This is a genomic window from Sphingorhabdus sp. 109 (assembly GCF_902506555.1).
GTDB lineage: Bacteria > Pseudomonadota > Alphaproteobacteria > Sphingomonadales > Sphingomonadaceae > Parasphingorhabdus.
In genome coordinates, this window is record NZ_LR732707.1 from 3069264 (window position 1) to 3092745 (window position 23482).

General features: G+C 58.8%; 25 protein-coding genes and 1 tRNA gene. 7 read left to right on the forward strand and 19 right to left on the reverse strand.

Features of this window, described 5'->3' with window-relative positions:
- Positions 1–58: 58 nt before the first annotated feature.
- Positions 59–1816 carry an N-acyl-D-amino-acid deacylase family protein gene (locus BOSE62_RS14525; RefSeq protein ID WP_159647410.1) on the reverse strand — a complete coding sequence of 586 codons (1758 nt, stop codon included), beginning with the start codon at positions 1814–1816 and terminating at the stop codon, positions 59–61.
- 229 nt (positions 1817–2045) lie between these two features.
- Between BOSE62_RS14525 and BOSE62_RS14530 the strand changes: the two genes are divergently transcribed.
- Positions 2046–4256, forward strand: a complete 2211-nt coding sequence (locus BOSE62_RS14530) for a TonB-dependent receptor (protein WP_159647411.1) — start codon at positions 2046–2048, stop codon at positions 4254–4256.
- A 136-nt stretch (positions 4257–4392) separates the two neighbouring features.
- Positions 4393–5370: an alpha/beta hydrolase gene (locus BOSE62_RS14535; protein ID WP_201295686.1), complete on the forward strand. Its 978-nt coding sequence runs from the start codon at positions 4393–4395 to the stop codon at positions 5368–5370.
- Between the two features lie 446 nt (positions 5371–5816).
- Here the strand turns inward: BOSE62_RS14535 and BOSE62_RS14540 are convergent.
- From BOSE62_RS14540 to BOSE62_RS14565, 6 genes are all read right to left on the reverse strand, one after another.
- A tRNA-Arg gene (locus BOSE62_RS14540) sits at positions 5817–5893 on the reverse strand.
- Between the two features lie 94 nt (positions 5894–5987).
- Positions 5988–6395, reverse strand: coding sequence for a hypothetical protein (locus BOSE62_RS14545; RefSeq protein ID WP_159647413.1), 408 nt, complete (start codon positions 6393–6395; stop codon positions 5988–5990).
- Positions 6396–6478: 83 nt separating this feature from the next.
- On the reverse strand, positions 6479–7138 hold the full coding sequence (gene nth / locus BOSE62_RS14550) for an endonuclease III (RefSeq protein ID WP_159647415.1): 660 nt from the start codon (positions 7136–7138) through the stop codon (positions 6479–6481).
- A gap of 102 nt (positions 7139–7240) precedes the next feature.
- Positions 7241–7642, reverse strand: coding sequence for a hypothetical protein (locus BOSE62_RS14555; RefSeq protein ID WP_159647417.1), 402 nt, complete (start codon positions 7640–7642; stop codon positions 7241–7243).
- Positions 7643–7791: 149 nt separating this feature from the next.
- Positions 7792–8568, reverse strand: coding sequence for a glucose 1-dehydrogenase (locus BOSE62_RS14560; RefSeq protein ID WP_159647419.1), 777 nt, complete (start codon positions 8566–8568; stop codon positions 7792–7794).
- Between the two features lie 119 nt (positions 8569–8687).
- A complete protein-coding gene (locus tag BOSE62_RS14565; protein WP_159647421.1) occupies positions 8688–8948 on the reverse strand; it encodes a hypothetical protein in 261 nt (86 codons plus the stop codon).
- A gap of 40 nt (positions 8949–8988) precedes the next feature.
- On the opposite strand from BOSE62_RS14565, the gene BOSE62_RS14570 reads away from it, so the two are divergent.
- Complete coding sequence (locus BOSE62_RS14570; RefSeq protein WP_159647423.1) at positions 8989–9573, forward strand: hypothetical protein; 585 nt, start codon at positions 8989–8991, stop codon at positions 9571–9573.
- Positions 9574–9611: 38 nt separating this feature from the next.
- On the opposite strand, the gene dapB is transcribed toward BOSE62_RS14570, so the two are convergent.
- The gene (gene dapB / locus BOSE62_RS14575) at positions 9612–10340 is read right to left on the reverse strand and encodes a 4-hydroxy-tetrahydrodipicolinate reductase (RefSeq protein ID WP_159647425.1); all 729 of its coding nucleotides are present in this window, start codon (positions 10338–10340) and stop codon (positions 9612–9614) included.
- Between the two features lie 147 nt (positions 10341–10487).
- Between dapB and BOSE62_RS14580 the strand changes: the two genes are divergently transcribed.
- From BOSE62_RS14580 to BOSE62_RS14595, 4 genes are all read left to right on the forward strand, one after another.
- Entirely contained in the window at positions 10488–11204 is a 717-nt protein-coding gene (locus tag BOSE62_RS14580; protein ID WP_159647427.1) for an NAD-dependent deacylase, read from the forward strand.
- Between the two features lies 1 nt (position 11205).
- Positions 11206–11553 (forward strand): GFA family protein, encoded by a 348-nt coding sequence (locus BOSE62_RS14585; RefSeq protein WP_159647429.1) that lies wholly within the window; start codon positions 11206–11208, stop codon positions 11551–11553.
- Positions 11554–11677: 124 nt separating this feature from the next.
- Complete coding sequence (locus tag BOSE62_RS14590) at positions 11678–11836, forward strand: hypothetical protein (protein ID WP_159647431.1); 159 nt, start codon at positions 11678–11680, stop codon at positions 11834–11836.
- Positions 11837–11880: 44 nt separating this feature from the next.
- Positions 11881–13104, forward strand: a complete 1224-nt coding sequence (locus tag BOSE62_RS14595; RefSeq protein WP_159647433.1) for a hypothetical protein — start codon at positions 11881–11883, stop codon at positions 13102–13104.
- Between the two features lie 59 nt (positions 13105–13163).
- Here BOSE62_RS14595 and BOSE62_RS14600 read toward each other — a convergent pair whose 3' ends face one another.
- The 11 genes from BOSE62_RS14600 to BOSE62_RS14650 form a co-directional block, all read right to left on the reverse strand.
- Positions 13164–14096 carry an SDR family oxidoreductase gene (locus tag BOSE62_RS14600; protein ID WP_159647435.1) on the reverse strand — a complete coding sequence of 311 codons (933 nt, stop codon included), beginning with the start codon at positions 14094–14096 and terminating at the stop codon, positions 13164–13166.
- 110 nt (positions 14097–14206) lie between these two features.
- Entirely contained in the window at positions 14207–14611 is a 405-nt protein-coding gene (locus BOSE62_RS14605; RefSeq protein ID WP_159647437.1) for an MAPEG family protein, read from the reverse strand.
- Between the two features lie 125 nt (positions 14612–14736).
- Positions 14737–15324 (reverse strand): VOC family protein, encoded by a 588-nt coding sequence (locus BOSE62_RS14610; protein WP_159647439.1) that lies wholly within the window; start codon positions 15322–15324, stop codon positions 14737–14739.
- Positions 15325–15466: 142 nt separating this feature from the next.
- Positions 15467–16753, reverse strand: coding sequence for an MFS transporter (locus BOSE62_RS14615; protein WP_159647441.1), 1287 nt, complete (start codon positions 16751–16753; stop codon positions 15467–15469).
- 43 nt (positions 16754–16796) lie between these two features.
- The gene (locus BOSE62_RS14620; RefSeq protein WP_159647443.1) at positions 16797–17165 is read right to left on the reverse strand and encodes a nuclear transport factor 2 family protein; all 369 of its coding nucleotides are present in this window, start codon (positions 17163–17165) and stop codon (positions 16797–16799) included.
- A 136-nt stretch (positions 17166–17301) separates the two neighbouring features.
- On the reverse strand, positions 17302–17754 hold the full coding sequence (locus tag BOSE62_RS14625; RefSeq protein WP_159647445.1) for a hypothetical protein: 453 nt from the start codon (positions 17752–17754) through the stop codon (positions 17302–17304).
- Positions 17755–17959: 205 nt separating this feature from the next.
- Entirely contained in the window at positions 17960–20074 is a 2115-nt protein-coding gene (locus BOSE62_RS14630) for a tetratricopeptide repeat protein (protein ID WP_159647447.1), read from the reverse strand.
- A 130-nt stretch (positions 20075–20204) separates the two neighbouring features.
- The gene (locus BOSE62_RS14635; protein WP_159647449.1) at positions 20205–21077 is read right to left on the reverse strand and encodes an SDR family oxidoreductase; all 873 of its coding nucleotides are present in this window, start codon (positions 21075–21077) and stop codon (positions 20205–20207) included.
- Positions 21078–21102: 25 nt separating this feature from the next.
- A complete protein-coding gene (locus BOSE62_RS14640) occupies positions 21103–21411 on the reverse strand; it encodes a hypothetical protein (RefSeq protein ID WP_159647451.1) in 309 nt (102 codons plus the stop codon).
- A 69-nt stretch (positions 21412–21480) separates the two neighbouring features.
- Entirely contained in the window at positions 21481–22128 is a 648-nt protein-coding gene (locus tag BOSE62_RS14645; RefSeq protein WP_159647453.1) for an outer membrane protein, read from the reverse strand.
- A gap of 155 nt (positions 22129–22283) precedes the next feature.
- On the reverse strand, positions 22284–23270 hold the full coding sequence (locus tag BOSE62_RS14650) for a GlxA family transcriptional regulator (protein WP_159647455.1): 987 nt from the start codon (positions 23268–23270) through the stop codon (positions 22284–22286).
- Positions 23271–23482 lie beyond the last annotated feature (212 nt).

The following is a 23482-nucleotide window of genomic DNA, read 5'->3' on the forward strand; positions in this document are numbered from 1 at the left end:
CTTCCCGTCTATAGGCCAGCCGGTAAGGATACGTCCAGATCGAGAAATCGCGGTCCGATTACTCGGCGGCTACCGCAAATAGAGGGGACGATACCGATGTCACGCGATCAAAGATGCCGGGAGTGGCCCCCGTTGGCTTGTCTTGTTCATGGGTAATCTGTCCGTTCACCAGCACATAGTCATAACCCCCGGCTCTTGCCTGACGCCGCCAGTCGCCGCCGGGCATGTCATGGACGAGTTCATATTGGCTCATGTCAAAATGAAGCTTGTCGAGGTCATAGACGAGCAGGTCAGCCTTGAACCCTGGCAGCAATGCGCCTCGGTTGCGGATTTTCAGCGACTTTGCACATTTCAGGCTCAGCTGGAAATGCATGTCCTCTAGCGTCATCCGCTTTTCCTCGCGCACCAGCCAGATCAGCAGATCGGTTGCATAATGTGCCAGTCCGAACGCCTTCGTATGGGCCCCTCCGTCGGACCCGCCGCCAACGACACCGGCGTGGGAAAGATATTGCAGTGCCTGTTCCGGTGATGTTGCGGAGATTGGCGGCGACTTCATTTGCAAATCCAGTCGCGAACGCACGCCCAGATCCAGCATGGCAGCAATGACACTCATGTCCATCTGTTCCGCCACCTCGGCAAGGGTTTTGCCGAGAAACGGTTTCAGCGCGGGTTCGTCACCCACCGCTATGACGGTTTGCCCTGCCAAGCCTGCCGCACCGCTCGAGGGGCCGGCTTCGGCATATTGTTGCTCGAACCGCTGGACAAATTCCGAATTGTCGATCAGCCTGAGCACCTGTTCATCGGAATTGCAGGCAACAATTTCGCGGATTGCCGGCAACTGTCCACCCGCAGTGTCCAGTTCCCGTATCCCGCATTCCACCCAGCCGCGATTCAACATGCAGCCCGCGGTGATGTCACAGCCTCCAGCCCGCATTGCATCCAGCCAGTCCAGGTCGTGGGATACAATATCTTCAAGCATGTCATGGGTAAGGAACGTATTGTGGATCACCCTGACCCCGGTGCCTTTCACCATTTCGGCGACCCGCTCAGTGATCGAACGGTCGCCATAATAGACGATTTGCGGGAGCATCTGGATGATGCCTTCCCCACGGTCCGCAAGCGCGCGGCAAATCTCGACTATGGCATCATGATCCATGGAATCCGTCGGCATGCAGGTTCCGTCGATGTCGAGGTGCGAATTTCCCTCGGCACCCATGACCGACATGGAAATACCAATCGCACCGGCATCCATCGCCTCGTTGATCAGCCGATGGATTTCGGACATTTCTTCCGCATTCGGGCTGCGCGTCTTGGCCGCTTCGATGCCCATGACATAAATGAGCAACGGGTTGAGAGGCAAATAAGTCAGGACGTTCACGCCCTTGGCCAGCTTGCGAACATTTTCCAGATATTCCGGAAAAGATTCCCAGTTCCAGGGCAGCGCCGCTCGCTGATGGGCCACGGGTATTTGTTCGGTTGTTTCGAGCATGCCCATCAGTCGCTCGCGATCCTTTTCGCGGACAGGAGCGATGCCGAACCCGCAATTGGCGTTGGCGACCGTCGTCACGCCATTGTGAGCAGCGTCGAGGCAATAGGGATCCCAGAACAGGGCCGCGTCATAATGGGTGTGCTGCGTGATATGCCCGGGAGCGACAATCCGGCCTGATGCGTCGATGCGCTTGTTCGCCTCTCTTCGCTTCAGATTTCCGACTTCGATGATCGTGTCACCGACGATCCCCACATCAGCATATGTGCCCGCACCACCAGTGCCATCGACAACAAAACCATTTTCGATGATAGTATCAAATATCTGCATCGCTCTCTCCTTCAGGTCGACCTTTCGACTCACAAACTTGATAAATATGTTGAAATTCCGCCGAATTCTTCAGCGAGGCGGGTATCCAAACATATGGTCCAGTTTTGGCACATGACACATATATCGTAATATGTCACTTGATTATTGACACAAAAAACAAACTATGTATCAAGAGACAAGCAATGCAGGATCGGGCATAGACCCGACTGCGAAAACAAGGGAGGATGTTATGTCGCGTGCCAATGGCTCGAATTTTCACGCTCGTGGTCGTTTTTTGAAATCTGTGCTGATGGTTAGCAGCGCGTTTATCTTGCCGGGCACAGTGCTGGCGCAGGCCGGTCCGACCGACAATGCCGACGAGGCTTCCGATATCATCGTGGTGACGGCTACGAAACGCGCCGCCGATATTCAGGATATTGCAGCATCAATTTCACAAATCGGTGGTGATGACCTCGAAATGCGGGGCATTGGCGACATTGAAAACCTGTCCGCGCAAATTCCAAATCTGACCTTCGGGAAATTTGGCGTCAATTCCTTCATCACCTTGCGGGGTATCGGGACGACGGTTGATTCCGGCGTGGCCGAGCCATCGGTCGCCACCTATGTCGACGGTATCTTCCTGCCGCGTTCCACGATGGGGGTCTTGCGCCAGATCGATCTCGAGCGGGTGGAAGTATTGCGGGGGCCGCAAGGAACGCTTTATGGCCGAAACGCAACCGGCGGCGCGATCAATTTCGTGCCGCGTGCGCCGAGCAGAAATTTCGAAGGCGGGTTTCGTGTTTTTGGTGAAAGCCGCAACGGCTACGGCGGAAGCGCTTATCTCTCGGGACCGCTCGGCGAAAATGTGGCGGTCAGGGTCAGCGGCGGTTTCGAAAAACAGGATGGCTATGTGGAAGTCCTCAACACCGGGCAAGATCTGGGCGAGACCGATATCCACTTCGGACGCCTTGCCGTCCGTATCGAACCATCGAGCAACCTGACGGTGGATATGGCCGTGCAGTTTGAAAAAAGCGATGGTGATGTCGGCTGGCAATCCATATCGACCGCTCCAGTGAATGTTCTGGGCTTGGTTCAGTTGCTGAATGCGCCCCCGACCAGCGCCGGTCTTCCGGTCCCCAATTTTTCCACCGTTCCCAATACCGTGTTCAACGATGGCCGGAACAGCGCTTCGAACCGGACCACCATCGCTTCGCTGAAGCTGAACTGGGATATTTCAGACGAGGTGTCGATTCGCAGCACAACGGGTTATGTCGATCATGATGTGAGCACTTATTTCGATGCGGACGGAACCGATTTCTTTTTCGCCGATCTGGTCGATTCCACTCGACCATCGGAATCCTTCAGCCAAGAACTTATGTTCTATGGCGAGAACCAGTGGCTGAGCTGGCTTGTGGGCGGTTTTTATTACGAGGAAGATTTCGGGCTGACTCTGCCTGTCGATTTCAATGCCGCGGCTCTGGGCATCGGGCCTCCCAATGTACGGGTCCCCGTCTTGGCTGGCGACCTGCGAGAGGAAACGACGTCCTATGCCTTGTTTACCGATCTGGAGATTTCCATTACCCAATCGCTCAAGCTGCTCGCCGGGGCGCGTCTGAACTGGGAGGAAAAGAACTTCACCTTTTTTGGAGCGCCTTCACCGGCTGGCAAGATCGACACCAGCGATTTCCTGCCTAAGCTGGGCCTCCAGTATGAGATCGATAATGACGTGAATTTCTACGTCCAGTGGCAGAAGGGCGTCAAGTCGGGTGGACATCAACTGGCGGCGCCGGACCTGTTCGCTCCCGAGGAACTCAATTCGTTTGAAGGTGGCATAAAGTCGCGATGGCTGGATGGAATGGTCACCTTCAACGCATCGGCCTTTTTCTATGACTATAAGGACTTGCAGGCGACCATCACCATTCCGCCGACGACAACGCAGATCGAAAGCGGCGATGCCGAAATATTCGGGCTGGAAGCCGAACTGTTCGTCGTGCCTGCCGATAATATCAAGCTGAACTTCGGTGCATCGTTTCTGGACAGTGAATATACCGATCTGACCTCGGCCGATCAGACCGTGCCGGGATCACCCAATGTCGACCTTTCCGGGGCCGAGCTTATCAGGGCGCCCAAAGTGACATTCAACGCCGGAGCCGAGTGGAATATTCCGGTGCAATCGGAACTTCTCGGAAATATCACCTTCAGGGGCGACCTGTTCTATTCGGACAGCTTCAAGCTTACCTTTTTCGCCTATCCGGAAACGACGCAAAGCGCTTATGCCACGGCAAATCTGTCGGTTACATTGACCGACAGTTCCGACCGGTTCCAGTTGCGCGCCTATGTAAACAACGTCACCGACAAGATCATCCTTAACAATGCCAGCTTCCTGGCAACGAGCGGTTCGTTCATCGCTATTCACAGTGAACCGCGTCATGGCGGCGTTTCGTTTTCCGCCCGTTTCTGACCTCCCGTGCCGATACTGACGGTCGGCAAACCTGAGCGTGGTGGTTGTCCGGCCACCACGCAATTTGCAAAACTCGGACATCGCAGGCGTCGTTCCGGAGGGATGCACACCTGTGCAATTGTGGGACTGAAAATTCATGCATCATGAACTGGGCGATATTGATCCGCAATTGAGACGGACGGCCATCATGGCGAAGATTCTCTTTCGCCCCGCGCTATGGCATTTCAGATTGATGCACTGGCTGATGTCCCGGCTGGAGGGAAAAGTGTCGGCGGGTCTCTCGCTGGAGCAACGATGGATCGACCGGTCAGATGGAAGGGGGCGCATCCGGCTATGTGTTTACCGACCGGATACAGCCGCCTCCCAATCCGAACTTCCGGTCATCCTCTACCTGCACGGTGGCGGCTTTGCGATGGGAAATCCTGAAGCGACCGGTTCGGTGATCGCCAGAATGATCGAAACCCGGCCGTGTATTGTGGTGGCGCCGGACTATCGGAAATCGATAGTGGCTCCCTATCCTGCCGCCATCGACGACTGTTTTGACGCTCTATTGTGGATCGACAGCCATCGGAAGCCGCTGCGCGCTGCCGATAATCGGATTGCTGTCGTCGGGCACAGTGCCGGAGGTGGTCTGACGGCAGCCGTCACCTTGCGCGCAAGAGATCGAAAAACGGTCGATATCGCGTTCCAGATGCCGATTTATCCGATGATTGACGACAGGATGAACAATCCGTCGGTCGTCGACAATAATGCGCCGGCATGGAACGAGAAAAGCAACCGCCTGGCTTGGGACATTTATCTGCGGGATCTGCACGATCGACGATGCGCCATTCCCTATGATGCGGCTCCCGCACGGGCGACTGATTTTTCGGGCCTGCCCCCGACCGTCACCTATGTTTCTGAACTCGATCCGTTCAAGGATGAAACATTTGCCTATGTCGACCGGTTGCGCGCAGCCGGCGTGCCGGTTAAATTCCAATATTATCCCGGCGCCTTCCATGGCTCCGAAGTGCTTGCTCCGAAGGCTTCGGTCAGCAAGGCGATGGTAGCGTTTTTTCTCACCGCCTTTGCCGAGGCCATGGACGGGCGGTTTGAAACCTGGGCAACGGAATAGGGCCATTTGTCGGTGAAACCAGCGGTCGTGTGGCGATGACAGGAGAAAGGCCGCGACGAGTGGCATCCGCAACAGCGTCGAACCGGATATCTGGTGCGGCCTGCCGACCCTCTGTAACGCCTTTCCCTCCCGGCCCGCCGCCACAGCGAAGGCACCGCTGGTCTCGACGAGTGCCTTGGCCGACGACCCGGGAGGCAGGCATGGTTTCGGAGTATCGGGTTTGCAAAGAGATGTGTGGCTCGGCTGCATTGGCAGATGCACTACGGAAACATCGAACTGGAACGGACGCCGATCACTTTTGAATCAAGCATAGGCGGCGTACGCACGAGCATGAATCGCCTCGATCTGCCGGCAAGCCTTCAGCGCTTAGTGTAAATCCTACGTTTGCTGTCTGATGATCAATGGGAAAACGCTTCCAAGTCGTCTCGCATAACCCATTGAAATAATGGTGCACCCGAGAGGATTCGAACCTCTGGCCTCTGCCTTCGGAGGGCAGCGCTCTATCCAGCTGAGCTACGGGTGCCGGGGCGTTGTTTCGCCGGATGCGCATGTAGCAGCGGATTTGCCGCTTTGCCAACAGATTATTCCATGTCCGGAAAATGCCGCCGGCTGTAGCGCTAGTCCTGGCTTTTTTCTTTCGGAATTTTCTCGATTTTCTGGAACTTTCCGAGACCGCAGGCACCGCGCGTGTCGAGGCGGCCGCCGGTCTGGCTGAGCACATGGATGATGTCGACATTGCACAGCCGGTTGGTCGAGGTCTTGTAGGAAAAGGCTTCTTCAAAGCCGAGGCCGCTGCATTTGCTGGGCAGCCTGTTGCGATAGATGTCGCCGTTGCGCATCTTGAAATCGATGGTCTGGTCGTCGATCACATCGGTCGATCGGATGCTGGAGCGCATGATACAGCTTTCCGGCTCGCCAATTTCGCGAATTTCATATTTGTCATCGTCCGAAGCTCTGTCGGCGGCAAAGGCGGCGCTGCCGGCGGCGAGGACCGAGGCGAGGATGAGAGGGGTCTGAAAGCGCATAGTCGTCTCCTGCGGATGGTTTCCATCTTGGGCTTCAGTTTACATTGAATCACATTTCGCGAAGCTGAATATCATCCGCAATATTACGGGGTTCCCGTCCAGCCTTCCGGTGCCGGTGTCTTCTTCTTGAAGCGGCACAGATCGGCAACCGGACAGCGCCAGCATTCCGGCTTGCGCGCCTTGCAGATATAGCGGCCATGCAGGATCAGCCAGTGATGGGCGTGGACGCGAAAGGGCGCAGGGGTCTGCTTCTCCAGCTTTTTCTCGACCGCCAGCACGGTCTTGCCCTGCGCCAGACCGGTCCGGTTGCCGACCCGGAAAATATGCGTGTCGACCGCGAAGGTCTCGGCACCGAAGGCGCAGTTCATCACCACATTGGCCGTCTTGCGCCCGACACCGGGCAGCTTGACCAGCGCGTCGCGGTCCGCCGGAACCTCGCCGGCATAGTCGGCGATCAGCATTTCCGACAGCGCGATTACATTTTTCGCCTTGGTGTTATAGAGCCCGATTGTCTTGATATGTTCCTTCAGCCCGTCGAGTCCGAGGTCGACCATCTGCTGCGGCGTCTTGACCTCGGCGAACAATCGCCGGGTCGCCTTGTTGACGCCGATGTCGGTCGACTGCGCTGATAGCGCCACGGCGACCACCAGCTGATAGACATTGCCATAGTTGAGCTCGGTTTCGGGCGCGGGATTGTCGGCGGCGAGGCGGGAATAGAATTCGAAGATATCGGCTTTTTTCATGCGCGCCGTCATGGCCGTTCGGCGATCAAAATACAATCGCCTGGCGGCTGGTGCCGTGGGAGCCGGCGGCGGATGGCAACCGGGATCGCCGGCGAACTGGCCTTATTGGGAGGTTCGGCGCTCGTCGAACCATTGCCGCATGATCGCCGATTGGCAGCCGGTAAAGCCGAACGTGCCAACCACCGAGCAGCTGTCCGGGCGACCGGGGCGGGCGGCTTCATCATGCGAGGCAACGGTGGAGGACCAGCTCTGTTCGCCTGCCTGCTCCTCTTTGCTTTCGCGCAATTCGGGGGGAATGCGATAGCGTTCCGATTCGGGGCGCTGGGCGCAAACGACAATCTCGTCACCTTCCGCCTCGGGACATTCGTCGTCGCCGAAGGTTACGAGAATGTTGATCCGCTCCGGCGTGTCGAGCTCGGGGGTCGGGTCGGCAACCGCGCCGACCGACCAGAGCAGGGCCGTGATGGCGATCAGGCCGGTGGTTGCGAAGTTTCTGGAGGACATGATTTCCGGCCTTTTTCCTTGTCCCGCCCCGTCGACGGTGCCCCCCCGGTCCTTCCGGCCATAACTAGAAATATGTTGCGCTTTACTGAATGAATTGTGGGCAAATGTGAGGATGTCACAGCAGTTTTGGCGAGCAGAAGGCGCCCGGATCAGGGCCGCGCAATCATCCCGCCGTCGAGCGCCAGCGTCTGGCCGATCATCCAGGAGGATGCGCGCGAGCAGAGATAGAGAGCGGTGCCGGCGATATCCTCCGGCGCGCCCATGCGGCCACGCGGGATCTGCGAGAGCGCCATTTTCGTCATGCCGTCATTCTCGACAATCTGCTTGGTCATATTGCTCGGGAACAAGCCGGGCGCGATCGCGTTGACGTTGATATTATATTGGGCGAGATCGGTGGCCAGATGTTCGGTCAGCTTGATCACGCCGGACTTGCTGGCGGTATAGGCATAGGTCGGCATGCCCGAATTTCGGATGCCGTTGATCGACGCGATATTGACCACCCGCGCCGGTTCATCGGCGCTGCCGGAGGCTTTCAGGAGCGGCAGGAATTTCTGGGTGGCGAAGAAGATCGACTTGATATTGATGTCCATCACCTTGTCCCAGCCCGATTCCGGGAAATCCTCGATCGAGGCGCTCCAGTTCGCACCGGCATTGTTGATCAAGATATCGATCTTCTCTTCGCGTTCGCCGATCGCCGCGACCAGCGCCGCGATACCCTCGACCTTCGACAGGTCGGCCCGGATCGCGATACATTCGCCCATTTCGGAGAGTTCGGCGGCCATCGCCATCAGCCGCTCTTCCTTGCGGGCGGTGATATAGACCCTCGCGCCATTTTCGATCAGGCCGCGCGCCATCATCGCGCCGATGCCGCTGGAGCCACCGGTGACCACAGCCACTTTACCCTGGACATCAAATAAGCTCTTCATCGACACGCCCGTTCTCCCGTTAATTCACAAGCTGCCACCCCTTTCACATCGCCCCGGAAAAGTCCACGCGTGACTGGTGCGGCGGGTGGCGAACGATATCGTTGCTGCGGGTGGTGCGCTCAGTCGCCCTGAACCCGGTCCATCATGTCCATGAAATCCCGCGCCGAATTGCGATCGGCCTCGTCCTCGAAGGCTTTGTCGAGATCCAGATGGGTGCCGAGCATATAAAGCACTGCCCATAGAGCAAAGCGCCGTCCCCGATCCTTTTCCAGACCGAAGTCGACGCGCATATGTTCGATACCCGCGTCCATCGCTTCCGGCTGGATGGCGGCAAGGTCGGCGGTGCCGAAATAGCGTTGCAACTGGTCATTAAAATCCATCGGGCGGGCTTATGCTGTCCGGTGGATATTGGCAAGCCGGGTGACCGAGACGGCGCTCGGATCTGCGGATGGCGCGCAAGGGAACAGGGACGGCTTCCCCCCTCCACCGGGAACGGATCGCCACCTCGCGCGTATTCTGGGCATGGGGACAAGAAAGACAGCGACGGAGATTTTTTCCTGGACGACAATTGGCCTCTCGCTGGCGCTGCTGGCGGGCATGGCGCTTGGTGACCTGACCCGGCAAGCGATGCACGCCCGTCTCTACGCCCCGCTCGCAGCCGATCCGGTCGAGCGCGATGCGCTCGGGCAAAATGCCTACAAGATGCCCCATGTTCCGGCCAGAACAACCCCGGTGCAGCCTGCGCACCATACCGGCGCGGGCTATGAGATCGGCCGTTATCAGAAGGGCGTCCGCATTCTGGCGCCGCAGGAACCGGCCCGCAAGGCCGACCGGCTACGGCTGAAGCGGCTGCAGGCCTGGAGCGAGGGGGCTTTCGGCTCGGATACCGGCTATCCAGAGGTTGCGGGCGAGGGGAAGGACCCCAGGGACGTCTATGCCCCTATCAATGTCGGCGCTGTCAGGGATGCGCCAGAAATGGCGGCCATGTCGGCTAGCGGAGCTTAGCGGGACCGGAGCAACCGGTTCTATTCGCAAGCGGTGCTCTACAGTCCAAGAACCCCGTCCATACCATACCGCCCGGCACTCTGCTCAACCAACCAGCCAGCCGCCTTCACGGCCCCCCGCGCGAAGATCATCCGGTTTTCCGCCCGGTGGGTCAGCTCGATCCGTTCCTCGTCGCTCGCCAATATGACCGTATGATCGCCGGCGACCGATCCGCCGCGCAATGCCGCAAAACCGATCGCGCCCTTTTTGCGTGCGCCGGTGATGCCGTTGCGGCCGCTTTCGCTGTTGTTGGTCAGATCAATGGCGCGCCCCCGCGCCGCTGCTTCGCCCAGTAATTTCGCGGTGCCGCTGGGGGCGTCGACCTTGTGGCGGTGGTGCATTTCGACGATTTCGATATCCCAGTCGTCGCCCAGCCGGCTCGCCGCCTGCTCCACCAGCGCCGCCAGCATATTGACTCCGAGCGAGGTGTTGCCGGTCTGCAGCACGGGGATTTTGATCGCGGCCTCGTCGATGGCGGCATGATGCGCTTCTTCCAGACCGGTGGTGCCGATGACGATCGGCTTGCCGGCAGCCACGCAGGCATCGAGCGTTGCCTGCAGCGCTTTCGGTGAGGAGAAGTCGACCAGCACGTCGCTTGCCGCCACCAGCGCCGTCACATCATCGCCCTGATCCGCGCCGCCGGCGTGGTTGTGGCCCGCTTCCTCTATCGCCGCGAACAGCGCCTGTCCCATGCGGCCCTTGCTGCCGATAATTCCGATGGCTGTCATGTTGGGGTCCCTGTCTTTGGTCCTGTTGTGCGACACTCTCTAGCCGCTCGTGTCGAGCGAAGTCGAGACACGTTGGAATGAAATTTCTCGCGCCTGCGCCCCATATGCTTCTCGACTTCGCTCGAAGCGAACGGTTATGGGGGCCGAATGCTGCAAAGATTCAACAATATCGTCATCCTCACCGGCGCCGGCGTCAGCGCCGAGAGCGGGGTGGCCACCTTTCGCGGGCCGGATGGCCTGTGGGAGGGGCACCGAGTCGAGGATGTCGCGACGCCCGAGGCCTTTGTCCGCGATCCCGATCTGGTGCAGAAATTCTACGACGAGCGCCGCGCCAAGCTGAAGACGGTGGAGCCCAATGCCGCGCATCAGGCGCTGGCAAGGCTCGACCAAACCTGGGCGGGCGAACTGCTGCTGGTGACGCAAAATGTCGATGACCTGCACGACCGCGCCGGTTCGCAGCGCCTGTTGCATATGCACGGCGAGCTGAACCGCGCCTGGTGTCTGGCCTGCGATGCGCGCTCGCCGTTCGACGGGGATATGGCTTCCGGCCCGCCCTGTCCTGCCTGTGGTCAGACCGGAAGCCTGCGGCCCGACATCGTCTGGTTCGGTGAAATGCCCTATCAGATGGAGCGGATCGAGCAGGCGCTGCGTTCATGCGATCTGTTCGTGTCGATAGGCACATCGGGCGCGGTCTATCCGGCCGCCGGCTTCGTCCAGACCGCGCGCTATCACGGCGCTCGCACGCTGGAGATGAACCTCGATCCGTCGGAGGGCAGTTTTCATTTCCACGAAAGCCGAATGGGCAGGGCAGGCGAGCTGGTGCCCGACTGGGTCGAACAGGTCCTGTCGCACGGGCTGTGTTGAGATGGCGTCGATGCGAGGCAGCTGCCACTGCGGCGCGGTGCTAATCACCGTCCCGTCCCCGCCCGAACAGGTGACGCGCTGCAACTGCTCGCTGTGCCGCATGACCGGCTGGATCGGCGGCTACTGGCATCCCGATGAGGTGACGATAGAAGCGCAGCCCGATGCGCTGAACCCTTATGTCCAGGGCGACAGGATGATCACCACATGGAATTGCGCCCGCTGCGGCACGCCTGGCCACTGGACCCCGCGGACCGCGCCGCCCGAACGCATGGGCGTGAATATGCGGATATTCGATAGCCAGGAGTGGCGCCATCTGCCGGTTCTGGACGTTGACGGCGCGCGCTTCTAGCCACGCGCGGCGTAAAGACTCTTCTTTTCAATATGATAATGGTTCGTTAAGCCGATTGCAGTTTTGCCGTTGATTACAGTTGTCGCGGCAACCGGACAACGAACTAGCGACAGGGAGTAAAATTATGAACGAGAATGAGCAGAAGCCTGCTGGCCGGATCGGGAAAAGAAAATATGAAAAGCCGACCCTTGTCCTGTTGAGCGATCCGACGAGGGTTGAAGGAAAGACTTTCTCGCGCACCTACGAGGGCACGTCTGCGGGTCGTGGTTTCGGAGTCAGCTAGCTGATAGCGCCCGTGGCGCCATTTGTACGGCCCGAGCGCGTTGTATGCAACTCGGTCTGTCGAGCGGACAAGACCGGTCGGTCTACGCCCGGGTGATGGAGAATTTCGCTGTCTTTCAACCGCACCGGATACGGAGCCTGACATTGCGAAAATTTCCCATCTGCCTGCTCTCGACAATTTGCGCCTTTGTGCTGGCTCCCGCTGCTGTTGGACAGCAGCCTGAGGGCAGCGGCGATCAGGCGACGGCCAATAGCCTGGCGGGCCGCTACAGCCTCGCCGGGGTGATGGAAACCGCGGCGCAACTGCAGCTGGCGGCAGATGGCAGCTATAAATGGGTGCTGATGGTCGGCAATCTCGACCTGTATAGCGAAGGCCGCTGGACCCAGGCGGACGGGCAGGTGGTTCTCGGCCCGCACCGGTTCGGCAATGACCGGCCGGTTTTTGCGCTGGGGGCATCTTATCCCTGGGGTGACGAAGAAAGAGAGTCCGCTCATGGCCGCGATATGATCCGTCTGCAGAATCGCGCGAAGTGGCAATGCGCCTTCCTCGACAATGGCGGCTATTATGCGTCTTCCGGCGCTCCTATCTCGCAGGAAGATATGACTCCGGCGCAGCGCTATGAAGTCGCTGTCGCCAGCGAACAGGAATTGCGGGCCGCTTATGAGCAGGCAATCGACGCCTATTTCGCCCGTGACCGGTCCGATCCCGATGACAGTCTGGAGGTCTCCGCGCGCACGGCGAGACGAAACTGGGGCCATGCGGTCGCAGTGCTAGCCAAGAGCGCGCGGGCGGTGGGCAAGACCGCCCGCTATCAACCGCCCTCGCTGCCCGCCGACTGTTTCTTCCTGTCCGACTACCGGCCCGAATATGCCGGCGATCAAACGGGGCCCTGGATCGACTGGCGCGACGGTGTCGGCATTTGGGTCAACCGGCGCGAGCGGCCCGACGCTCGGCTGGATATCGATGCCGCCTTCACTTTCGCCGACGGTGGTGTCGAGACGGCCAGCAGCCATGAACTGGGTTTCGCCTTTGTCCCCGCGACCGCCAATCGCCAGCTGAAGGCGATCAGCCTGATCCTGCGGCACGACGGTGGCGAATATTCTTCCCGCTTTGAGCTTGCGCCGGACCCCGATGCGCGGGTTCATGAAGTGAAGCTGGACCGCAGGGTTTTGATAAAGCCGCCGTTCGAGCAGCTCCGGCTGAATATTAGCGGCGACCGGCTGGTGCCGGCGGATGGCAGCGGCGGCGCCTATATCAGGCGTGACTGAATATGCGAAGGGCCCCGCCCACTACAGAGGCGGAACGGGGCCCGTGAATGGTTCTGGCTCTAGCCCGCCGACGGCCGGTGCGCGTCATCGGACCAGTCCTGCCGTGCTGCCCATTGCTCGAGCGTTTCAAATTCGACCTCCGGCAGGCGCCGGTGCATGTAATCGGTGTTGACCAGAAACGGCTGGGTCGGGGAATCATTATTATAATGATAGAAGGACGCGATAAAGTCGCGCATCGGCTGTTTCTCTTCTTCCGCCATCGAATCGCCCAGAGCGTCGACCAGCAGCGCACCGAATTCTTCCGGTGTGCAGGGATCATATCTGATTTCCCGGCCGAACACGCGCGACAGGGCCTCGGTCACCTCGGTCGGTTTCAGCGCCTGCGGGCCGCCGATATTCATCCAGGCGCCTTCCAGATCGGGACGGGCCAGCGCCGCCGTCATGCATTTTCCGACATCGTCGAGGCTGATCCAGTTGGCCGTCAGATGGGGCTTGTGCGCATAGACATAGCGATCTTCATGGACAATGAAGGGGCGCGCCCAATTGGTCAGCAGATTGTCCATGAACAGCACCGATCCAAAGACCGTCGCCGGTATGCCGGTGCGGAACAGGGCGTTGATCGCCGGGGTGTTCTCGCCGTAGCTATGGGCTTCACCGGGCTGATCGGGAATCCAGCCCGACGTGTTCCAGACAAACCGGTCAAGGCCGGCCTCGAGAGCCGCCGAACCCAATTTGGCGACCAGCTCCGCGCGATTGCCGGGCGATTGCAGGGGATGGGTGTAGAACACCGCGTCCGAGCCTTCCAGTGCCGGCACAAATGTGGATTCGTCGGACAGATCAATGATCCGGGTCTCATCGGCGGCATTGCTGCCGCCAAGGTCGGGGTTTTCGCTGCGCGAAAGGGCCCGGACCTTGTGCCCGGCCGCGGCCAGCTGTCTCATTTGCGCGAGACCCTGTCGTCCGGTTGCGCCCACTACGGATACCAATGCCATCAATCTCTCTCCTGTTTTATTTTCTAGGAGGAAAATCTAGGCGCGCGGCTGTGCTCTCTCAATGCATCAATTAGTCAGGGGGCTGGCACTGCCCTTTTGCGGAGCGCCCTCTACAGATGCTTGGTCACGAACAGAAAGATGATCCACAGCGCCAGCGCCACCATCATCAGCCAGGTCGCCACCACGCCCAGCTGGCGAAAGCGCGGCGAGCCGCCCCTGTGATGCTGGGCCATGCCGACAATATGGGCAACCCGGCCGATCAGGAAGACCGCGGCGATAATCGTGATGCCGATATGATGGGCATTGGCGAGTTCGAGGATCGCGAGCATGATCAGGAAGATCGGAGCATGTTCGGACAGATTGGCATGGGTGCGCCGGGCGGCGAGAAGATCGGGATTGTCGCCATCACCAAAGCCGATCTGGTTAGCAATGCGGACCTTGACCGTGGCATAGGCGCAATAGATCAGCAGCAGCGCACAAATCGCGGCGGCGAGGCCGGTTACCGGTAATGTCATGATATTCCTCCCTGTGTTTTCGGGAGTTTAACCGATTCTGGGTAAAGCGCAACTTGCAGGGCAGGCGGACGCGGCTGCTGCTCTTGCGGGTTTGCTGGCAACCAGAATCGACCGTGCAGCTATTTTCATGCGGAGGGCGCGGTCATTCTGCCCCGTATCGGCGAAACCGCGGCAGCCGGATCCATCAGCATGAGCTCATCGGGCGGCACCCCGTTGCGGAGCCGTGCCAGCCAGTCGTCGGGGTCATATTCTGTACCAACGGGGTTCTGGTCAATGGTTTCGCCATGGAAATAGGCGCTGCCTTCTGCTTTGGTCGGAAACACATCGACGGAAAATTCCATCTGGTTGCCATCGGGGTCGGCATAATAGAGCGATGCGCTCATGCCGTGATTGACGCACCAATAGGGCCGGATCCCCGACGCGTTCAGCGTTTCGTAATTTGTCAGCAGATCGTTCAGTGACTCATATTCCCACGCGACATGATCGACGCCAATCATGCCGCTGTCATCCTTGTCGTCCGGATCGTCCGGACGGATCACGCCGAGATCGGCGAAAGCGAAGCGATGATGTTCTTCATCGAAGGTGAGGAAGGCCAGCGCCGGGTTCTGGTATTGAATTCTGGCACCGAAAACCGTGGCATACCATTGCAACATTTCCTCAAAGCGGCGGGTCCGGTAGACCACGTGGGCGAGCGCAGAGGGTGATTTGATCATGCAGGGTCTCCTGTGTTTATAAGGGTTCGGGAAGGGGCACAGTCTTCCGCGCCCAGAAATTGCACTGTACGCGGTATCGCCGAGGCGGAAGAGGCAAGAGCCAGGCCGAGGTGCGCCAGAATATGGGGTTTTATATCGCCCACTAGCCGGCCCGCTGTTCGTATTCATTCGCCCGACTGCCGGCGCCAACTCCGGCGAACAGGCACAGGGCCAGTCCGGCAAGAGACAGGGCAGCTACCGCATAATAGGCCCCCGCATAGCCGCTGCTTTCGACGACCCATCCCGAGCCGCCCGATAAGAGTGACCTGGCGAGATTGGGAGCGGCCATGAACAGGGCAAACAGACTTGCGGCAACGGTCGGATCGCAAAGTCGCATCGCCCAGACGATGAGAACGATGGTCAGGAGAAGTGCGACAATATACTGGATAGCATATATTGCCATGAAGGCTGTACTGCCCTGCCATATTTTATAGGTTGCACCCGCTAGGATTGCCGCAAGAGCCAGGATAAGAAAAAGCACCGTCGTAGAATTGCGCAGGCCCGCCCAGCGCACGAGAAATGTTGTCATCGTGGCACCGGCGATTGCTGCGACCAGCCCGACAACACTGGCAAAACTGCTGTAGTCGTCACTCCCCCAGCCCAGTTGCTGGACCGCGAGCGGGGGCGCGACGGAATCCAGGAAAGCAAAAGTTGCCATGGCCAATCCGGCCCCGGCCAGGAACAGGAGAGTCTGCAGCGATAGCAATGACCTGAAAATACCCGCGAGGATCGGGAGCCAGGCTGCGTGCTGGCGTTCGGTGCATTCTGATGAAGGTCGGCCGCCGGTCCAAGGGAAAAGCCGTTCTCCGGGCCGTTCCCGGAACAGCGAAACGAACAGGGAAGCAATCCCGACAAAAAGGCCAAACAGAAGCGCCATGATCGAAATTTGGTCATCGACCAACAGTTGTCCGGCGATAAAGGCGGCGGTAGAAATGCCCAGTGTCTGGGAAGCAAACATGAAGCCATTAACGGTGGTTCGCTCTTCTTCCGGCACGAGGTCAACCGTCATGCCATCGACGGCCACATCATTGAAGGTGGCGCACAGATTGAGTGTGAAACAGAAGGCCGTGAGCAATAATATCTGGCTGGCAGCCGGATCGGCAATTGCCAGGCCGAACAAGGTTGTCATCATCAATGTTTGAGCGACCAATATCCATGACCGACGCCTGCCCATCGGTCGATAGGTAAACCGGTCCATCAAAAGGCCGTTAAAAAGTTTCAGCGACCAGGGGAATAACGCTGTTCCCACAAAGCCGCCAATTTCTATCGGCGAGGCGCCTCGGTCTGCGAGCCAGGCGGGAATGGCGATCGTGCTCAACCCGACAACGATACCCTGCATGAAATAGAGCAATATGATCGCGGTACACCGCAAATATATGCTTTCGGACATTGCCGGAAAAGCAGGGTAACCCCGGTGGAGGGCAGGACTTGGATCATCCATAAAAAAATCGCTCTTCAACGATCTTTTGGTCGCGGACGCTGTAGGTGGCGATCTCGCTAAAAGGTTGCCGCTCGCCCGTGGCGCGGCGCTTGATCAACATGTCTATAAACAGAGCAAAATGGTCGCCTGTGATAAAAGGGCCATCAATGTTGAGCTCTTCCATCGCGCTGTGCTCCAGCCAGCTAGTCAGCTTGTCGTGCGCGGCCTTATATCCCGATACGATGGCCGGGCCACGTCCCCTGCTATTATCCGGCTCCATGCTGACGATATCGACGGCCCAATATTTTTCTGCCGCAGAAACCGCCCGCCCACTTAGTAGCAATGATGAAAAATCATGCGCCAGATCTCCAAGATCATTCATATCGTCCTCTTCCTGTGTTCGGGCCCAGCAGAAGAATCCGGCGGAGGGCGGGTCGCAAAACCATCCGCCGGATTGGGGTGCGGCCTGGCCGGTTGATGCAAAGGGATGCGATCTCCGGTCAGACCGAATTGCGAAGCTAGCGGATGGTCGCCTCCTGCAGCGTCATCGACCCTGTAACCTTGCGAAATTTCGCCCGGTTACCGGATTCGGCATCGAGCTGCGCGTTGGTCCTGCTGTCGAAAGCCTCCCATTCCTTGTTCCGTTTTTCATATTCGGCGCCGCTAGGGAGATAGGGAAAGGTCTGTGTCAGATACATGTGCGGTTCGCCCTCACGGGGATCGATCGTGAAGTAGATTTTATAATCGCTGATCCAGCCCTTCGACTTGGCGAAGTCCTGATTTTTCTTCCATTCGCCAGCCAGAAATTTGGCATAGGCCAGCGTGCCACCATCTTCCAGATAAATGCCGGTCATGGTCGTGTAGTCACCGGCGACCAGCGGGAATTCGTCGGCCATCGCCGGCGTGGCCAGAGCCAGTGGCGCTGCCACGGTGAGGGCGGTTGCCATCATCATCTTTTTCATCAGTTTCATACGTCTTCTCCTGTTTTTTTTCGGTCAGCGAGGCTAAGGCAATATCGAATTTTACAGCCCCCCATGTTCGGCAAACACAGCTCTCCCGTTGTCAAAAACCGGGATTTCCGGTCCGCCTGACTTGCCATCTGTGTCTGCAAATTCGATGGGATGACGATGCGTCCAAAGGTAACATCGCGTCAACGGCGCTACCGTCAATAATACGTCAATTCGGTGTAGACGGGTCGGGCAACAGGTCCGGCCAGCCATATTTTTCCCATGCCGCGACCAATCCGATGTGTCTGGCAAAGTCCATGAATCCCGGGTGATGGCGAGTCTGTCTTATCGGTTCGACATCGGCCCAGAGCGACATCAGGCTAACCATATTGGGCGGCGTGATCTGCTGGCCGAGGGTTTTGAAGACCATCGGCGCATAGCCCATCCAGACTGCCGGCCAGACTATGGTCGGATCACAGGGATCGGGCAACGTCCTGTGCAGCATTTCCAGAATCTGGCAATATTGCTCGCGCGCCTCTGCGTCGCCGCTGTGGATGCCTCTGGCCGCGAGCAGCCAATAGGCGTCCATCGCTTCGGGGGCCATTGGTGTCATGCCCGCTGGCGCAAAAATCACGCTGTTCATGAGCGACCGCGATTTCTGATATTGTTCTATCGCGAGATCGCGGTCGCCCGATGTCGCGGTCGCCGCCGCCAGATGTAGCGAAGGCTGGCCGAGGTCGGTCATCCGCTGCCCCGCCTCTATCGCCGCTTCGATATTGCCGAGGTTGAGGTGGGCCGCGCATAACATGGCATAATTCCGGCCATCGACAGGATCCTGATCAATCGCTGCTTCGACATAGGGCAATGCCTCGGCCGTCCGTCCGCAATAGAGCAGAAAGGATCCCAGACGCATGACTACAGCAGGATTTTCAGGCTCCAGCTTATAGGCTTTGAAAGCTAGATCCAGGGCACCGACGGCGTCATTCCTGGTCCATTGATACAGGCCAAGCATGGCATAAGCATGTCCCTGTTTCGGCGAGAGTTCGATGGCCTTTCTCGCGCATTCAGCCATGCGTTCCGCTTCACCCAATTTGTCGATACAAGGGGTGAAGACGGAGGTGTAGACATGCGCCTCGGCCAGGGCGGTCCAGCATTCGGCAAACTCTGGTTCCATCTCCAGCGCCTGCTCCAGCAGTTTGATGGCCGTTTCGAGTACACCATCGCCGATCGCCCGGCGGGTCAGGGCCCGGCCCTGCAGATAGAGGCCATAGGCTGCCTTGTTATTTGTCATCCGGCGGACGTCATGGTCCGTTATGTCCAGCTCGAGCGCCGCGCACAATTCCCGGATGACCGCGCGCGCAACCTGCTCGCGCGACGCGAATATATCGTCTTCCGTGCCATCATAGACATAGCCCCAGCTCTCGAAACCGGTCCGGCCGTCGATCAGGCGCACGTTGATGCGGACATCACCACCCTGCCGCTGAACCGATCCTTCAACCAGATGGGAGACATGCAGCAGATCGGCAATTTCCGGCAACGAAAGACCGCTATCCTTGAACTGGAATGAGGAAGTACGACCGGCGACCAGGAGCTGTGGCACCAGTCCCAGCGTGGTGATCAGTTCGTCGACAATGCCATCGGCAAAATAGCCCCGGTCATCCTTGTTATCGAGAGAGGCAAAGGGCAATATCGCGATCCGTGTTCTGCCACTTTGCCGGTCGGCCATGATGACGCGGGACGAGGCTGGATGCCGTACCATCCACGCATCCAGCAACCTGTCATGCGCGGCCAGATCCCCGGATGCTTTCAATTTTGCCAGGGCGTCACTGACGCTGATTTGCAGCCTCTGTTCTATGGATTGCCTGCGCTCGGCAAGCCAGGTTTCGAAATCTTCTCCAAAATGCAGCTGATCGAGGACCGGCTTGCCGCCTATCGCCAGCAGCAATGCTGTCGCCTGCGCCCAATCCCCGGCGGCGAGCGCGTTTTCCAGATTCTGCAGCTCGGATCGGACCGAGCCGCTATTCAGGCTCACCCGGCTCCGCGATACTTCCAGCAATTCGCAATCCGCTGCGGCCAGCAGTTTCCGTAAATCGAGCAGGCATTGCCGCAGGCTGGCCCGGGCCTGTGCCTCAAACCGGCCGGGCCACAAAAGCTTGCTCAGATGGTTGCGGTCAATCGGCTCGTCCGGCGCGAGACAGAGCATCGCCACCACGGCGCGCGCGCGCCGGTTGGAGATGATGATTTCGCTGCCGTCGGGCGCCAGCAGCTGAAAGCCGCCAAACAGCGAAGAGCGCGCTGCTGCAACGGGTTGCGACAACTTCTCCTGCTTGCTCGCAAAATCCAAAATCTGTTCCCCCACCAGCGGGGTAGCATAACGGGATATGGTTCAGGTGCAATTAATCAATTGGCGCCGCCGGCGCCTTTGCCAGGGACGATTCGGGTGGCACGCAGCATTTCATCTTGCGAAAGCGGCGCTATGTTGTTTTCCCATCGGCCCGCCGGGCGAAATCTTCGGCGAGCGTGATGCTGCCATGGGCGGGTGCGGTCATGTCTATTTGCGAGGCGGCGAGGAAAAATTCCATCGGACCAAGCTGTTGACTCCAGCCCAGTTTCTTGCCGCAGTCCAGCAAAAACCGGGCCAGCCCTAGCGGGATATGGGTGATGCGTGGTGGTAGACCCAGTGCTTCGAAGGCCTTTTGCGCGATTTCGTTCTGGGACAGCGACTGGGGGCCGCCAATATGGATGCGGGATATCCGGTCCCGGGTCGCGCCAACACAGGCGGAGGCCAGATCGGCCCCGTCCATGGGACTCATCCTGGCCTCGCCATCACCAAAGAGAAATATCCGCCCCTTCCTCGCCATATCGAGTAGTTCGGCAAGATCGGTATAGAAGCCACTGGGGCAGATGATCGTCGACCCGATCGGCGCCTCCGCCAGGGCCTTGGCAAATCGCGTCTTGGCCGCCGCCATGGGGACGTGCGCCATGGCTTCGGCGTGCAGCACATGGATATAGGCGAAATGCTCGACACGCGCTCGCACAGCAGCATCCAGAAGATTTTTATTGGCCTGATAGTCAACCGCGTCATAGCCCAGTCCGTCTTGCTGGCGGGTTATGCCGAGCGCCGAGACAATCAGATCTACGCCGTCAAAAACCTCGCCCAAAGCGTTCGCTCTTGTCGCTTCGCCGAAGATGACCCGATCAATCTGGTCATCGAGATCGATCAGCTTTTCCGGATGGCGGGCGAGAGCATGCACCCGGTACCCTGCCCTGTGATAGGCCTGGACCAGATGCCGGCCCAGATAACCGGTAGCGCCGGCGATCAGGACGGTGGCTTTGCGGTCGGTCATGAAGCGTCTCCCGGATGAAAATCGATTAACGGCAGCGCCGCTGTTGCTCCCACTGAATGGCGCGCCTCGACCTGCGGTGGTCATCGGCTTCGAGGAAGCTGAAATCGGAGTCCAGACCCAGCATATCTTCGTCGCGGCCACTTTCGAAAAGGCTGGCGACTCCGGTGATCGCACCGGTGCGGCGCGCCGAGCGTTCGGCCCGGCGTTCATAATCCAGCGCCGTCGCCAGCTGGTCGCAGGACAGGTTGCTGAATTTCGCAGCACGCTGTCCAACGGTGGTGCAGCCACTGGCGAGCAAAGGGATCGCAAACAATGATATAATGGCTTTCGTCATGATCATGGACTTTCATAATGGAGGATGGTCCGGACGGGACAGGGGACATCCCGTCCGGACATGGACGATTCAGAAGCGGAAGGTTACGCCGCTGAGAATCTGATCGGATGCGAGGGATCCATTGAATTCCTTGCGCCGATATTCGGCCCGCAACGAGACATTCTTGTCCACTGCATATTCAAGGCCGCCGCCGAACAAAATCCCTTCGGCGGTATCGCTACCGCTCGCGACGGGCGAAGCATCGCCCGGAACATAAGCACGAATGCGATATCTGTTGATGCTGTAGCCGATGCGGCCGTAAGCAAGCAGCCGCGGCGTGATCGTTACGCCAAGCCGGAACGAAATATCGCCGGACCATTTTGAATCCAGCTGGATCGATCCGCCGGACAGAACGGGCGCCGTGAGCGTTTTTCCATCGGGGCTGAAGCCTGCTTCGACCCCGACGACAATATTGTCAAACTGGTGATCATATCCAACGATGCCGCCATAGGCGATGCCGTTGCTTTTATCGGCCAAGGGGACATCGAGCGTGTCAGGCAATACCGTTTCATTGATCGAGCGCTCTTCCCAGCCCGCCTGGACACCAAGAGAGATGCCGTCGAAATAATTCCGACTGGGCTGCGAATGGGCGGGAGAGGCAAAGGCTACGCCCGCTATCATGAAGATGGCGATGATGCCGGATGGGGGCAGGCCTGGTTGTATGTTTTCGGTTTTCATATTCGGTTCCTTTTGATTGATATTTGGTCTGGGTTGAGGGTGAGTTGATCCGCTGCGCCAGACGAGTCTGGCGCAAGGAACGGGTTGGCAAATTGGGAGAGAGACCGTTTGCTAGAGACTAGTCAGCGGTCTTCAGAGGCTTCAGGCAACATGGTTCATGGCGCGTGCTCCTCCTGTGTCCTGGCTATGGTGATACGAAAACGATCGCGATAGTCGGTCGCGGATATTCCAAGATGGCGCTGGAAAACCCGGCGCATTCGCTCCGCGGTGCCAAAACCGGTCTGGCGGGCAATCTGTTCGACGGGAATATCCGTCTGCTCCAGTTCTACCCGCGCTTTCTGCAACCTCGCCGCTTCGACATAATGGGCCGGTGTCATGCCGGTCTCTTCCTTGAACTTGCGAGTAAAGCTGCGCTCCGACATGGCCGCGCGCGAGGCAAGCGACGCGACCGTCAGGTCATCGACACTATTCGCCAGAATATGATCAAGCGTTTCGCCAATTCTTGGATCTTCTGCTTTCTGCGCGATCAGATTGGCGCTGAACTGGGTCTGGCCGCCGGGGCGCATCATATACATCACGTTATAGCGTGCGACCTTCAGGGCGACATCATGCCCCCAGTCTTCTTCCAGCAACGCCAGAGCGAGGTCCATACCGGCCGTGACGCCCGCCGACGTCCAGATGTTCCCGTCGCGGATGAAGATTGCATCCGGTTCGATGGTCACGTCCGGATAGCGCTGGCCGAGTATCGGGCACCACCACCAGTGAGTCGTCGCTCGGCGTCCGTCGAGCAGGCCAAGTTCCGCCAGGATCATTGCACCGGTACAGATAGAAACCACCCGCTTCGCCCGAGCGGCAGCGTGCCCCACATAGTCCATCAAGGCTTTGTCCTGCATGGCTTCTGCGGTTCCGTGACCGCCTGAAATGATCAGCGTGTCGATGTCTGCGATGTCCCGTTTCGCGGTTGCAAATGACTGGCCGGCCTGCAGGTTGAGACCGCTGGTTGTTGAGACATTGCCTCTGCTATGGGCGACAAGGTGGATCGTGTAGGGCGATATGCCTTCCGGCAGGAAAAGCGTAGCGCCGGTGAGCACTTCGAGCGGTCCCGCGACGTCCAATATATGCGCGTTCGGATATGTAACCATGACCACATTCCGGGCTTCGCTTGCAGGCTGATTTCTATTGTCTTTTCTCATCATGGCTAGACAATAGCGCAGATTGCATTTCGCCGTTAGGACAATGACCCCACTTTTCCCGCCAATATTTCCCAGGTCTCGACCGTCGGAAACATGGCCGTGAATCCGGGGCTTGCGGATCGGCCGCCCGCATGCCGGCAGGCGCTATACTCCGCTTCGCC